Origin of the sequence: Maribacter sp. TH_r10 (assembly GCF_033101095.1) — a bacterium.
GTDB lineage: Bacteria > Bacteroidota > Bacteroidia > Flavobacteriales > Flavobacteriaceae > Maribacter_A > Maribacter_A luteus.
In genome coordinates, this window is record NZ_JAWMPY010000003.1 from 81,530 (window position 1) to 97,332 (window position 15,803).

Sequence of the window (15,803 nt, forward strand, 5' to 3'; positions counted from 1 at the left end):
AATTTAAGTTGAAATTCTTGAATACAAGTTTACCGAGATTAGCCTACAGGTGAGATAAAATATCATTCATATCCTATAAAATATCATCCCACTTTATAAGATTTATGATTTAAAAGGACTTTGGAACAATGCAAAGGAATTTTTAGCTGATTCTAGTCAAAAAAATGGAATTGAACCAAAGAACCTTGATAAAATATCATTTTACAACTACATAAACCAGACAAAGGAACAACACCCTTTCAACAAGAAAAAATACCGGATGAAATGAATTAAAACAAAGCATAACACGAGAACTAAAAACCATTTAATATACTGTTTATCTGTTTATTAGATTCATTTTTACGTAATAAGCAATAAGAACTATAGATATATGCCCAGGATGATAAAAAGCCATCGGATTCAATATTGAAAATAAAAAAAGTCGGTGTATTTTAATGTTTTTTGACAAAGTAATCCCAAATGTCCCAAAAGTCTCTTTAACTATAATTTATTACCCGTTTTTATAAAAGAGATTATAATTTATACCCATTGAATGATAATTTATAGACCTTTCCCTTATTTCTAATTAACATTGCCTTAACAATTGTCAAATCAACAGTTCTAGAGCTGTTTTTTTTACAGTAAACTAACTTTATGAACCTTTAAATGAATAATTCTATGATTAAACTAATCTATCAAACAAAACTGAAGCTTTTCACAAAGTTATGCTTCATTGTAGGTTTTTTGGTTTTCGGGACGCACCAAATGCAAGCGGAAACTTTATTTTCCAATTTGGAAAATTCGGTCTTAACGAATGACGAACTACAAGAAACAAATGTAACAGGTACAATTATAAGTAGTGATGACGGAATGCCCTTACCAGGGGTCGCCGTAGTTGTAAAAGGTACAACCACTGGTACCGTAACGGATTTTGACGGTAATTATGCTTTAACCGTGCCCTCTTCCAATGCTATTTTGGTTTTCTCTTATTTGGGATATGTGACCCAAGAAATACAAGTGGGAACAAAAAGCCTGATTAATGTAAACCTGGCCCCTGATACTACTGCTTTGGACGAAGTTGTTGTTGTAGGTTACGGTACTGCAAAAAAGGAGACCTTAACCGGTTCTGTTGAACAGGTCAAGTCTGAAGTTTTTGCGGACATTGCAACAGGTAGTCCCGCCCTTGCCCTGCAAGGTAGAACACCAGGGTTGGTCATAACCCGTAATTCATCCAGGCCTGGTGACGAAAATGTTAATTTCCTTATTAGGGGGGCCTCTTCCGTTAATGGAATAGATCCTTTAATAGTTATTGATGGTATTCCAGCCATTAACACAACCTCATTCACCGATATGAACCCCAATGACATTGAAAATATCAGTGTATTAAAAGGTGGTTCTGCATCGGTTTATGGTTCTAGAGCAGCAGGAGGTGTTATTTTGGTGACCACCAAAAAAGGGAAAGGTGACATCAAGGTCGATATCAGTACGATAACGCGTATGGGTACGATAGGTATAAGACCACCGACACCGACCATGGAGGAATATGGACAATTATACCTTGAAGCGGTAGATGCAGATTTGGTAGCTGGTAAAGCCCCACGTTATTTCTTTTGGGACAACCATGAAACCTTAGAAAGAATTGCCAACGGGGAAGAAGGATATTATGATTTACCCATTAACGGACGAGTGTGGATAGCAGAAGGAAATAGGTTTGATGAAATGTTCGGTAACTCCTACTCCAGTCAACATAACTTTAGTTTATCTGGAGGTAATGAAAAAAGTAATTTCCGTATTTCCGCAGGTTATGATGAAAACGTAGGTGGTTTGAAAATTGCCGATGACTCTTCGGACAGATATAATTTCTCTTTAAATTATAATGTTAATGTTTCTGATAGATTAAGCTTAAATACAAATGTCTCTTATTTTCATAGACATATATCAGGACCTACAGGTGGTTTAGCAAGGGATGCCGCAACCTATGATGCTCCTTTGTTCCCTTCATATAACCAATACGGACAATATTATTCTGTCTTCGGGGGGGTTAATATCGCAGGTAGAAGAAACGCTGTAGCACAGGTAATAGATGGCGGTCGTTCAAATCAAATTGATGAACAGTTTAAAATAGCCGCTTTACTGGATTATAAATTAACCGATCATTTGAATATCACAGCTTCATATGCTATAAGTAAACAAAATAGCGAAGATCAAGAATACGCATTGTCGGTACCCCTATATGATTGGGATGGCAATCTTGCTACTACTATAACCGATGCAAGTAAAACCTATATTGAGGAAGAAACCGGTAACATCACCTATAAAAATTACAAATCCACATTAAATTACGACAATACCTTTGGCGACCATAGGCTTACTGGATTATTAGCTATTGAAGCTGAGAGAAATGAAAATAATGGACTAAGAGCTAAAAGATTTGGTTTTGTAGATTATGGAGTATATGATTTAAACCTCGGTGCCACAGATCAGAACATAGAAACAGAAGGTGGTGGAAACACCTGGGGCGCTTTTGGTTACATTGGCCGTTTAAATTATAATTTCAAAGAAAAATATCTTTTAGAGGTACAAGGTAGACGCGATGGGTCCTCCAGATTTGCGGATGGACAAAAATGGTCTAATTACTTTAGTGCTTCCGGAGGTTGGGTCATCAGTGCCGAAGATTTTCTAAAAGATAGTAATACCATTTCCTTCTTAAAACTACGTGGTGGTTATGGTGAATTGGGTAGTACATCCGGTTTCGGCAATTTTGGCTATTTATCAACAGTTGGTTTTGGAAATACTGTATTTGGACAAACCAATGCCGGACAACAAGTAACAACAAGAGCTAGTAGTTTGTTTAGTGATACTACGACCTGGGAACGTATAGTTACAAAAGAAATCGGTGTAGATTTCAGGTTATTCGACAACCATTTATTCGGTTCTGTAGATTTATATGAAAAAGATAACAGGGACATGTTAGTTAGTTTGGTTTACCCTGATTTACTAGGAACCGGCGCTCCTGTTACCAATTCCGGAACCTTGGAAACCAGGGGATGGGAAGTTCAATTGGGATGGAATGGAAAAGTAGGTGATCTGGATATAAGTGTAGGTGCCAATATGAGTGACTCAAGAAATAAAATTACGGAGTATGATGGTGCCGAAGCTATACAAGCTGGTTTAAATGATGTGGACGATGATGAAAATATTCTAGGAAAACCTATTAACTCCTTTTATTTATATGATACCGATGGTTATTTCCAAACACAAGCCGAAGTAGACGCGTATTATGCCCTATATGGAGGAAAAGATAACAGTATTCTATATGCTCAAGATAATGCTGCAGGATTAGTTCCTGGAGATACGAAAATCATAGATTCTAATGGGGACGGCGTTATCAACACTGATGATTTAACATATCATGGAGATAACAGCCCACATTATGTATATGGCTTTAATTTGGATTTAAAGTATAAGAATTGGGATTTTAGCACCTTTTTCCAAGGTGTATTGGATCAAAGTATACTTAGAACAGGATACTTTTCATCACCTTTCCAGCAAATATGGCAAAACCAAGCAACCACTTGGTTAGGTACCACTTGGACTCCAGAAAATCCTAATGCGGAATATCCAAGATCCACTACACAAAGAAATGTGACGAGTTGGAATTATATCAACAAAGATTTTATGCTACAAAATAACAGGTACATCAGATTAAAATCACTAGTGATAGGATATAACTTTAAAGATCTTAAAATCGGTAAAACACCTATTAACAACTTGCGGATTTATTTTTCAGGAAATGACCTTTTCGAGTTCACCAGTGTAAAGGACGGATATGATCCAGAATTCCAAGAGAGCACCAATAATAGCGTCTATCCATTTATGCGTACATGGGCTTTAGGTCTTAAAGTATCTTTATAAGTTATAGAAACATTTAAACTAAAAAATATACAAATGAAAAAACTAATATATATAATAGTACCATGTTTCATGGTATTCTTCACCTCATGTGAAGATGAATTTATAGACTTAACACCACCTGCTTCTATAACCGATGATGTGTATTACACAGAAGCTGAACACTTTTTAACGGGATCTAATAGGTTCTATCCGTACTTGATGGGTTGGGACGATCAAGGAATATATTCCGATCACGGTTCCGATTTAGTTGGTTATGAAGAAGGAAGTGATATGCAGGAATACGCAAGGGGCGAAACGATAGCATCAGTAGATGATGATTATTATACCGACACCTATGAATATATCCGGGACATAAACCTTTTATTGGAACGTGCAGAGTCTTATGATGGAGAAGAAAGTATCATGGAATATGTAGCTGCCACAAAAATGCATAGAGCTTGGCAGTATTTCTTTTTGGTACAACGTTTTGGAGGTGTACCATTGATAACTACATCTTTAGATGTGGATTCCGAAGAATTATATGCGCCGCGTAATAGTAGATATGAAGTTGTAGCGCAAATTATAGCTGATTTGGACGATGCCATCGCAGGATTACCCAATGAAGCAAATATAGGTTCAGAGGACAAAGGTAAATTTAGTAAAGAAGCTGCCATGGCCTTTAAGGCAAAAGTTTTATTGCATGAAGCTACCTGGATGAAGTATGTGGGAACTACCACTGATGGTGACGGCACTAGTACCGGAGCCGGCAGTGCAGGCTATGATGCCTCGAACATAATACCCTATCTACAGGAAGTGGTTTCCCTTACGCAATCTGTGATGAATTCAGGCACCTTTGAACTATGGGATTATAACGATGTTTTGGATGATTTAAGTTCCAATTTCTTGTTTAATTTAGAAGATGGTGGATCCAATCCTGGTGGATTGGACAAGGCTACGAACAAAGAATTCATTCTTTATGGCAAATATGATTTTACATTTAGGCAAGCTGGAGTTCTAGTAAGCCATGTTTACGAAGGTAGATTAAAGCCCAGTAGAAAAATGATGGATTTGTTTTTATGTGACAATGGTTTGCCCATTGACCAAACCGACAGATTCGGAGGGTATGCTAACACACCCGATGAGTTCGAAAATAGGGATTTACGAATGCGGGCGTATTTCACCTATCACCAAACCCTTGGCGAGATACCTCAGAATGGAGATGTTTTATTGAATGGAGGAACTAATTATGGTTATTTCAATTCAAAATTTATGAGCTGGAATTGGGGAACAACCGATGCCTATAGGGCCACAGAGACCGAATCTTATGACCTACCGTTAATTCGTCTAGCAGAAGTGTATTTAATGTATGCTGAAGCCCTGTATGAATTAAATGGTGGTTTAACTGATGCCGAAATGGATGCGTCGATAAACCTGATTAAGGCAAGGGCCGGATTACCACCAATATCCAATGCTTTTTTAGCCGAAAACAATATGGATATAAATACGGAAATCAGAAGGGAACGTGCTATTGAACTCTATGCAGAGAGCGGATCTAGATATTCCGACTTAAGACGTTGGGGAGTCGCCGAGGAAGAATTAGGTGAAGGCGTATATGGAGCCGTTATAGAAGGTACTATATATGAAGATAATGATGCTCTTTACTCTCCTGAAGATTATAATTATGCCCCTGAGGCTACCACAACTGGAGTTGGTGAAAGAGTTTGTCTTGTAGTGCAACCCGCATCCATACGTAACTTTACGAGGGATAATTATTTATTCCCATTACCTACCTCCCAGCTAAATTTAAATGATAGTCTATTACAAAACCCAGGATACTAAATACAAAAAGATATAGTATAGTTAGTTTGAGTTAGTCTAGTTTAAAGGTGGCTGTAGCACATACAGCCACCTTTTTTATTGGCTATATGTACTCTTTTTACAATTACCCCTTAAATTACCTTCATTTTACCCTTATATATTTTCACCTATTTAACACTCCGAGCTTTGTTCAAGAAATAAATAGCTTATTCATGATAATATACCTATGAATCTTACCACATGAAGGTTCATTGGCCTATTTATATATTACTTTACCAAAGGAATAGGTATTACCTGTAGCTATTTGAATTCCGCATCGGAAAACCCGTCTAAATCAGGGTATTTGTACTTCGCTTAGTCCGCTTTGATGGTACCTTTCTTTTCCTCGATGAATTCTGTTGGTGTAACCCCGAACAGTTCACGAAATGTCTTACTGAAATATGCGGTAGAGTTAAAACCTGACATATGGGTAACCTCTTTGATTGAATACGAGTTTTTGAGAAGTAATTCGGAAGCATAACGCAAGCGTATGGTACGAATAAAATGGCTCGGGTTCTTACCGGTCAAGGAGTTTATTTTTCTATAGAACTGTGATCTTCCTACCCCTATTTCCTTGATGATATCTTCTTGCCTAAAATCTGCATTATCGATATTATCCATTACGACTTTTGTAGCCTTGTCCAAAAATGCCTCATCTATATTATTCGATGTTACCTCACTTGAAGGGAATATTCCACCGATTTCAGAAAACCTTTTTCTAAGTCTTTTTTTAGCTTCGATCAAATTTTTAATTCTCGACCTTAAAACCCGTGTTACAAAAGGTTTGGACAAATAACCATCTGCTCCATTGTCGTAACCCTCAATACGGTCAACTTCAAGACTTCTTGCGGTCAACATGATTATGGGTATATGGCAGGTTTCAAAATCCGTTTTGATCATTTTGCACATTTCAAATCCATCCATAACGGGCATCATTACATCACTTATCACCAAATCGGGAAAATGTTTTTTCACCATTGCCAGGCCTTCTTCCCCATTTTTAGCCTGTAATACCTTGTATTTATCCTCCAAATCATTCTTGAGGTGCAATCTAAGCTCCTTGTTATCCTCAACAAGTAAAATTGTTGGTTTATCTACCTCACTAACTTCTTGTTCAACGGACTGGGCAATAACTTCATCGTCGGCGATATACATATCATATTCAACCGACTTCATTGAATTGATCAAAAATTCATTTTTTATATTCTCCACTTCAACCGGCGCAGCGTCACTGTTCATCGGTAGCCTTACGATGAATTTACTACCTAGATCGGGCTGGCTCTCAACAAAAATTTCGCCCCCATGCAACTCGACCAAAGCTTTGGTGAAGTTAAGCCCGATCCCCGTTCCAGATTTTGTAACATCAATATGGTAAAATCTGGAAAAAATATTTTTCAATTGTTCTTTGTTCAAACCTACCCCGGAATCTTTTACAACGATTTCTACAAAATCACCTAATTTGTTCTTTTTCATTAGACTACGTGGTGAAGTGTCACCATCTTCCATGACCTTTTCTATTGAGACCGAAATCTCCCCTCCGGAGTTGGTAAACTTAAGCGCATTCGATATTAGATTGGTAATTATTTTCTCCACCTTATCAAAATCGAAAAGCATGGGAATTTTATCGGATGGTGCTATAAACCTATAATCGATATCCTTTTTTGTGGCCAGACCAACGAACAAGGAATAGATATCCTCACTAAATTGCACTATGTCACCTTTCTCTAGCTGCAATGGAGCCATACCGACATCCATTTTCCTATAATCCAACAATTGGTTTACCAAGTGCAGTAACCTACGGGCACTTCTTTGAATGGATATCGCCGATTTTTTAACGATTTCAGGATTAGTATCAAGGTTTGATAATATTTTATCGACCGGGTTCAATATAAGTGTTAAAGGTGTTCGGAATTCATGGGATACGTTTATGAAAAACTGGAGTTTCATTTGATCCAGTTCGTGTTGTTGTGTTTCTTGCACCTTTAATGCATAATACCTCATAATACCCCAAATGACAAAAAGACCAAAAGCCAAATAAAGCGCATAGGCCCACCAAGTTTTCCAAGGTGGTGAAAGAATCTGGAACTGAACACTGGCAACCTCAGCTTGCTCCCAATTACCATCTACAGAGGCTTTGACCTCAAGGGTATAATCCCCTGGTTGTAAATTTGAATGGTTAACGACCCTGTTATTACCCATGTCCACGAATTCATTATCCAGTCCTTGCATTTTATAGGCATAATGCACTTGTTCCGGATTATCATAATAAAGGGCCACGAATTCAAAAGAAATATAATTCTCGTTATACTTTAACCTTAGTTTCTCTCCAGAATCCAACGGTTCTTTTATCAATACCCTGCCATTAACAGAGTCTCCTTGTACCACCCTTTTATTATTGAGTTTAAAGCTGGTTATCTGCGGATGTAGCTTTACCTCTGTTGGAAATTTTATATCGTCTGGATCAAAAATATTGAATCCATTGATTCCACCGACTATTATACGGCCATCACTTGTTTTTTCAATAGATTTACTTTGATATTCAGGACCTTGAAGACCATCATGGATATTAAAATTATTCAATTGCCCGGTTTTGGGGTTCAAAAGAGTAAGTCCACTTTTCGTTGTAATCCAAAAATTATAATTATCATCTTCTATTAATCCCACGACAAGATTGTTCGGAAGTCCATCCTTGGAAGAATACGATTTTACCAAATTCAATTCAGGATCCAATTTATAGACTCCGGTATCGGTACCCAGCCAAATGTTTCCCAAATGATCTTCTATGATATCGTTTATCAGGTTGTCCTCAATACCTTTTTCCTTTATCTCGGAAAAGACAATGTCTTCAGGTATTTTATCTTCATATAGGTTTAGGTCAATATAATTCAGACCTAAGGAAGTACCTACCAATAATCGATTTTTAGAATCTATAAACAGGAAAAACACGAAATTACTGGCCAGACCATCCGCTTCTCCCGTTATGTTCTTATAATTATGGAATTTCCTACTAACGGGATCATACAGACTTAATCCCTCCGTTCGTAATCCCAACCACAGTCTTTTGTTCTTGTCTTCCACCCCGGACCAAACCGAATTTTGCCCAAGGGAATAGGGATCTGAAGGCCGATGAAGAAAGCGTTTTACCTGGTGTGTAATAGGATCGAACTTATTTAAACCACCATCCAAGGTACAGACCCAGATGTTCCCATCTTCGGACTCGAAGGTATATAAAATCTTATTTGAACTTATGCTGTTCGCTTTAAAAGGATCGTGGCTGAAATGCTCAAACGAATTTTTTTCCTCATCCAAAAGGTTCAACCCTCCGTTATAGGCACTGATCCATATTTGCCCATGGGAATCTTGCAAAACCGATTGAACCGTCTTCTCATTAAGACCATCCGGAGTATCGGGTTGATAATAATAATGTCCGAACGCATTCTGCGATAAGTCTAATTTACTCACCCCTTTATCGTAACTCCCTATCCAAAAAATACCGTCGCTACCTTTATATATTTCAGAAGGTTTATTGTTGGGTAAAGAAAATGGATCTGAAAAATTATTCACTAAATTCTGTTCCACTTTCACCAAATCCTTATTCAATAAAAATAGCCCATAACCATCGGTTGATGCCCAAATGACCCCATTCCCATCTAGATAAAAATCCCTCACCGGTACATGGTCCTCAGTAAACGATTTGTGTATGAAACTATTATCCTTTCTGTTCCAAAGAATCATGTTAGAGAGGTCGTTCCCGATCCAAAAATCATTATCGGCATCTATAAATATGTTTTTGGGAATGTGGTTCAGCTCATAGGTTCCATCATTCTTTATAAGAATTCTTTCAAAATTATCATGAATGGGATCGTAGCGGTTTAAATGTGCTCCATTGGTACCTACCCATATCACGTTCCCTTTGTCTTTTAGGATAACGTTGACCACATTATTATCCAATGAATTTATGTTGGATGCATCATTGATGTAATAGGAAAATTTAAGGGTATCAACATCACCTTCGAAGTCTTTCAGCAGGATCTTAATGACCCCATTGTTCGTGGCCACCCATAAGGCATCACTTTTCGTATCGTACATGAGGCCATTAATGAATTTCCTTGGGTTGTTGGCCAAAGACAACTGTTTGTAAAGGTCTATACGTATAAAACTATTCTTCTCTTTATTAAAAAGATTGAGCCCATTATTGGTTCCGACCCATAAATTGCCCTTGACATCCTCGGCTATGGCATTGATCCTGTTGTTACTTATTGAGGTGGAATCATTTAGAATGGCTTTATATACCTCGAATTCGTACCCATTGTATTTATTAAGTCCGTCTATGGTCCCAAACCATAGGAAGCCTTCAGAATCCTGGAAAATGGTCAAACAAGTACTGCTCGAAAGACCATCGACCGTATCTAAATTTTCAAATTTGAAGTTGTTGAATTGCCCATGACATAGAAAGTTCGCCAAAAAAAAGAAGACAACTATATTAAATCTCACGCCCATTTATCGTTTGGTTATTGATTTATCAGAATAATCAGTTTTATACTATTATGATCAAAACCATTAAAACCTTAAAATAGCAAAAATTGACTTAAGAAATTGTAGGAAGCATAATAAAATTCAATTCACCCCCCTTAATTTCGAAATGAAACGACTATTCTTAGGTTTATTGCCATGATATATGTGGTTTCAACTATCTATAAATATTGTTTCATTAATAAGGCGGCACCAAGTGCACTGGCATTTCTTACGTTAGGAAATTTAATCTTTTGTTCAGGTAACATTTGGGAAAGACACTCAACGAAAATATCGTTTTTGTTAAAACCACCAGTAATATAAATACTTCTAAGGTTACTGTCCGAATCCAAAATGAGCTGTATACCTTCAAATACTAAATAGCTTATTTCATAAACCAGTTGATGGTATGCCTTTTCAAAACTATCATATCGCTTCAGTTGACCTAAATCGGCCATATAATCTTCTGGGACCTTATTTGGAAAAAATACCTGCCTACCCTCCCTTATGATGTCTTCACATAGTTTTTTGTTCAACCCGACATTCAGAAAGTAATTTTCAGGAAGATCATAATGATCGCAAAAAGCCTTGGTATTTACTTCATGCACATGTCCTAAAAATTGCATTGATGATTTTACTTGTTTCTTCAATGGGGTCATAAAACACAAGCAATTGTTCTTTAACTGATGTGCGGTCAAGGTTTCTTTACTGAACGGGTTCATCGCAATGATCCACGTTCCTGTCGAAAGTAAAACAAAATCATCATCCCCATTGCTTTCCAATATCGGAATCAAAGACGATGAACTATCATGTAAACCAGAGCCTATCGCAATAGGCTCCCCATTGACCTTTGCTTTTATGGCCTCTTTACCATTACAAGGTTCTGGTAACGCAATACCTTCATCTTTCAGCCATTTGTGGTATCGCATATGGTCAAAATCCCATATGGCCGTATGGGCCCCTATAGAGGTATAATCCGCTGTAATTTCTTTGGTGAACAGGTAGCTTAAATACTGGGGGTAATGCAAAATGTATTTCACATTCTTCCAAACATCGGGCTTTTTATTCTTTAGCCATATCATCTGCATACCAGCGTTCAACATACCATAAGCAGGTGAGGCCGTTTGTCTGGAAAATTCCCCAACACCTCCATTTGCATCATAAATAAAGGAATAATCGGCCAACTCCAAAGGTTTTAAATAATTATATAATGGCGTTAACCTTTCACCCTTTTCATTTAAATAAACCAACGAAGCCCCATGTGTAGAGAAGTTAATGGCCTTTATCTTATAGTTCCCTTCTGATTGAATCCTTCTTATTTCGCTTAAAATCCATTCTTCAATAGCATCCAGGTCATCGCAAGGAAAACCGTCATCGTCCTTAACTTCATTAAATTGCCTGTAATTTTGGGAAACCACATTAAAGGAATCATCGAATAAAAATATTTTTTTATTCGTTTTACCTATATCTACGACCGCTATTACCTTTTTCACGTTTTTAATACTTATTGATGAAAAGCCCCCCTTTAACCACTTTTGTGACCAAAGGGAAAGCTTTGTCATCGCTTATAGAATAATCCCGGTACTTAAAAACTAATTCAAACTAACAACTCAACAACGTACCTAGATTATCCCAAAACTTTTCATTCTTTAAAACCATATAATGGCCCGTAATTCTCGCAAGCCCTATAATCTGCGCCTTCAAGATTTTCACCGAAAGCAGACCATGCACTAGGCCTAAAAACATCATTTTCGTCTACATTGTGCATGTTTACGGGTATTCTCAACATAGCTGCCAATGAAATTAAATCGGCCCCTATATGCCCATGGGAAATGGCACCATGGTTTGCACCCCATTTGGCCATTACAGTATATACATCTTTGAAGAAGCCTTTTCCCGTAGTTCTTGGAACGAACCAAGTCGTAGGCCATGTAGGGTCAGTTCTTTCATTTAAAACGGTATGGATATCCTCAGGTAATTCCACACTCCATCCTTCAACCAATTGTAAAACCGGTCCGATTCCTTTTATTAGGTTAACGCGACACATGGTCAACGGCATGGTGCCCTTGGTCAAAAACTGGGATGAAAACCCACCTCCCCTAAAATATTCGGTAGTAGCAGGTGGCCATTTGGTATTATCCAAACATCTTTGAACATCATCTTCCGTAATATCCCAAAAAGCTTTCATGGTCGGGTTGCCTTCAGCATCCAATTGTTGGGCCGTAGCATCCAAGGTTGTGGAGCCAGAGTTAATCAAATGAATAATACCATTTTCAGCAAGACCGGTTAATTTTTTCCCTGTTACACGTTCAACAGATTCCGGACTCCAATAAGTACGTACATCGGAGAACAACTGTGCTTTATTCGTCAATAAATGACCGAACAACATGGATATTGCGTTTAGACAATCGTTTTCCGTTGCGAACACATAGGCCTGACGAATACCGTTCCAGTCAAAAGATGAGTTTAAAATAGACTCGGTAAAATCGGCATTGGGCTGGTAATCCGTCCATTGTCGTTGTCCTTGAAAACCGCCCATAATGGCGTTTCGTCCTTTGGATTCTTCACCGAACCCCATCTCTTTCAACTTGGGGTTGCCGTTCATTAGATCTTTACAGATCAAAGTCATTTTCACGACTTTCTCCCACTCTTCATCTTTTTGTTCACGCGATTTCTGACTTTCAGGACTATTTCTATCTTCACCTTCTTTACAATTTTCTTTGGTCCAAGCAAGTGCTTTTGCATACTCTTCCTGATCGAAAATATTATTTTCCATACGTCGCAAAAGCTCAACAGATTCCACAAACTCTGCTCGAACCCCGAGGTAATCCTGTAAAAAATTCACATCGACCATAGAACCCGCAATTCCCATAGAACTATAACCAATGGACAAATACGATTTCCCTTTCATTTGGGCAACCGCTAAAGCTCCCTTCACGAAACGAATGATTTTTTCCGAAACATCTTGGGGAATGGTTTTATCGCCTCCGTCTTGAACTTCTTTTCCATATATTCCGAAGGCCGGCAAGCCTTTTTGGGAATATCCTGCCAATGCAGCTGCCAAATAAACAGCCCCTGGTCTTTCGGTACCATTGAAGCCCCAAACCGCTTTCGGTATTAAGGGGTCGGTATCCATAACTTCGGTACCATAGCACCAACATGGTGTTACGGTCAATGATACCTCTACGCCTTCCCTTTTGAATTTGTCCGCACAAGCTGCTGCATCTGCAACACCACCGATAGTAGTATCCGCAATAACACATTCTATTTTTTCCCCACTGGGAAAACGCAATGTATCCTGAATTAATTTTGCGGCCGCTTTGGCCATATCCATACATTGAACCTCTAAAGATTCCCTAACTCCTAATTCACGTCCGTCAATTACAGGACGAATCCCTACTTTTGGCAATCTGCCTATTAGTCTACTCATATTCGGATAAGTTTTATGTTTTTTAGGTGAATTGTTCCAATTCAACCAATTGTTCGTTCGATAGTCCTGCTGGTTTAAAACCGGCCGCCCAACACATCATCAACAATTTTGCCCCTTTGTTGGCCACATCCAATAAATCCCAAGCTTTCATGACATCGGGAGCAGTAGCCGTAGCGCCATGTTTTTCCCAAAGTGATATATTCCTTGTTTTAAAAGCTTCTATGGTCACTTTTGCCAATGCCGCTGTGCTAGACAATGCATAAGGGGTACAGTGAATGCCTTTGGGCACGAATACTTTTACCTCAGGACACATCATCCAGATTTGCCTATTCAACTCTTCCTCATCATTGAACAACTCGTGGTGGCTCATACAAATCAATTCCAAAGGATGCGTATGCACTACCGCTAAGTTTTCGGGATGGTACTGTGAATTGAATAGATGAATACTGGCATGTGAAATCAATTCGCAAGTAGGTCCGAAATTATCCTGTTTTCCACCCCATATTATCGAATAAGCCGTTGCATCTTCATTGATATAAAGAATACAGGACACTTCATCAAGTTTATCGACCAAATCGCGTAGATAACATCCGGTACCCGTTATGTAAATAACGAACCCCGCTGCTTCTTTCGGAAAATCGAATGCCACTTCGGTACCGATACCCTGAACTTCTTCTTTTGTAAAAAAAGAGGTCAGATTCATAGATATATTACCGGCATTACGTTCTGCCCATTCGCGCTGCCATAAATAGCCGGCTACTTCTGACACTTTACTTAATTCTGCTTTTACCTGTTTTGGGAGATTCAAGGTTTTCATAATATATATTTAAACTATACACGAACAAAAATACCTTGACACTACCCTTCTTGAAATATGTAAAACACGTATTTTTGTATCTAATTTAAACATTGGGCCAAATGAAACTCGTTAGGGACATTAAATTAGGTGATCCATCGCCCAACAAGCAAAATTTCATCGGTCTTAAGTTGAATCTGTTATGCTGCAGATATTGGTTGTTGGATTTATGGGACTGCCATGATATGGTGTTTCCTTTTTGGAGACTCTATTGGAATAAAAATGAGGGTGGTGAATTAATTCACCAAAATAAGGTGTACACCATGACACCCAACTATATCTATATTATTCCCCCTTTTACATCATTCTCATCCCGGTTTACCAAAAACCATATGTACAATGAAGGAATACATGTTTCCGGAAAACACCTTACGACCAATTACAATGAGAAGGATTATGTGGACAAACATTTGTTTCACTTCTTTGTCCATTTTAACCTAGGGGTGCCTTTCGACAACGTATACCCAGGTGTTTTTAAGATAGAATTAACCGATTATCTTAGAGATAGACTATTGTATTTGACTGAAAGGTTGAAAGTTGAAAATTCTGATTTTAAACTGACCTTTAATATGAAATTGCAGGCTTTTATCAAGGAATCCTTAACCAATATCGGGCCTGAATTATGGAAAGCCATTAACATAGATGAACGGGTTTTAAAGGTTATTCGGTACATCGAAATCAATATTGATAAAAAATTGAGCAACCCCAAAATAGCTGAAATAGCAAATATGGCCCCAAACTCCTTCGCCCGATTATTTAAGGAAGAAATGAACATAACCATCCAAAATTTCATCCAGAACAGAAAAATCGCCAAAGCCTGCGATTTATTTGAGCAAACAAACGACTCAATCGAAGAAGTTTCTTTTAAACTTGGTTTTTCAGACAGATATCATTTCTCAAGGGTATTCAAGACGGTAATAGGCCTAACACCGGCCACTTATAGATCGGGAAGGTATACCTAACCCTGGTCTTTTTTACCTTTTCTTTGATTTTAAATTTGTCCGGAACATCCCATCCTAAAGTCAAATAAAAAGATTTTTTGAGACGAAAGACCATGAAATGAAATCGGCTTAAATCAAGCTCTTTTCAATATCAATGTTTAAATTATTCATATTATTGATTAATATAGATAAACACTCCCTTTATGTGATAAATTAAATTTGTTAAGACTTTTATTATCAAATATTTCAATATCCTCTATTTTATTGAAAATAACTATATCCAGAGATATTTGACAGATCTTTCCTAGAACCTGGTCATTAATTTTAAAACTTA

7 protein-coding genes are annotated in these 15,803 nt (G+C 37.8%); 3 read left to right on the forward strand and 4 right to left on the reverse strand.

From position 1 onward, the window contains the following. Positions 1 to 657: 657 nt before the first annotated feature. Both R3X28_RS09740 and R3X28_RS09745 read left to right on the forward strand, forming a co-directional pair. Positions 658 to 3,894 carry a TonB-dependent receptor gene (locus tag R3X28_RS09740; protein ID WP_317664134.1) on the forward strand — a complete coding sequence of 1,079 codons (3,237 nt, stop codon included), beginning with the start codon at positions 658 to 660 and terminating at the stop codon, positions 3,892 to 3,894. A gap of 33 nt (positions 3,895 to 3,927) precedes the next feature. Next, positions 3,928 to 5,712 (forward strand): RagB/SusD family nutrient uptake outer membrane protein, encoded by a 1,785-nt coding sequence (locus R3X28_RS09745; protein ID WP_317664135.1) that lies wholly within the window; start codon positions 3,928 to 3,930, stop codon positions 5,710 to 5,712. Positions 5,713 to 6,045: 333 nt separating this feature from the next. On the opposite strand, the gene R3X28_RS09750 is transcribed toward R3X28_RS09745, so the two are convergent. The 4 genes from R3X28_RS09750 to rhaD form a co-directional block, all read right to left on the reverse strand. Beyond that, positions 6,046 to 10,224, reverse strand: coding sequence for a two-component regulator propeller domain-containing protein (locus tag R3X28_RS09750; RefSeq protein ID WP_317664136.1), 4,179 nt, complete (start codon positions 10,222 to 10,224; stop codon positions 6,046 to 6,048). 200 nt (positions 10,225 to 10,424) lie between these two features. Then, on the reverse strand, positions 10,425 to 11,735 hold the full coding sequence (locus R3X28_RS09755) for an FGGY-family carbohydrate kinase (RefSeq protein ID WP_317664137.1): 1,311 nt from the start codon (positions 11,733 to 11,735) through the stop codon (positions 10,425 to 10,427). A 149-nt stretch (positions 11,736 to 11,884) separates the two neighbouring features. Further along, the gene (locus R3X28_RS09760) at positions 11,885 to 13,672 is read right to left on the reverse strand and encodes an L-fucose isomerase (protein WP_317664138.1); all 1,788 of its coding nucleotides are present in this window, start codon (positions 13,670 to 13,672) and stop codon (positions 11,885 to 11,887) included. Positions 13,673 to 13,694: 22 nt separating this feature from the next. Then, positions 13,695 to 14,489: a rhamnulose-1-phosphate aldolase gene (rhaD, locus tag R3X28_RS09765; protein ID WP_317664139.1), complete on the reverse strand. Its 795-nt coding sequence runs from the start codon at positions 14,487 to 14,489 to the stop codon at positions 13,695 to 13,697. Between the two features lie 101 nt (positions 14,490 to 14,590). Here rhaD and R3X28_RS09770 point away from each other — a divergent pair, with 101 nt between their 5' ends. After that, positions 14,591 to 15,490, forward strand: a complete 900-nt coding sequence (locus R3X28_RS09770) for a helix-turn-helix domain-containing protein (RefSeq protein ID WP_154368074.1) — start codon at positions 14,591 to 14,593, stop codon at positions 15,488 to 15,490. Positions 15,491 to 15,803: the final 313 nt, after the last annotated feature.

Bases quoted from the DNA above. Each gene is read 5' to 3' on its own strand.
- rhaD (WP_317664139.1), bottom strand. From the start codon at position 14,489: ATGAAAACCTTGAATCTCCCAAAACAGGTAAAAGCAGAATTAAGTAAA.
- R3X28_RS09760 (WP_317664138.1), bottom strand. From the start codon at position 13,672: ATGAGTAGACTAATAGGCAGATTGCCAAAAGTAGGGATTCGTCCTGTA.
- R3X28_RS09770 (WP_154368074.1), top strand. From the start codon at position 14,591: ATGAAACTCGTTAGGGACATTAAATTAGGTGATCCATCGCCCAACAAG.
- R3X28_RS09740 (WP_317664134.1), top strand. From the start codon at position 658: ATGATTAAACTAATCTATCAAACAAAACTGAAGCTTTTCACAAAGTTA.
- R3X28_RS09745 (WP_317664135.1), top strand. From the start codon at position 3,928: ATGAAAAAACTAATATATATAATAGTACCATGTTTCATGGTATTCTTC.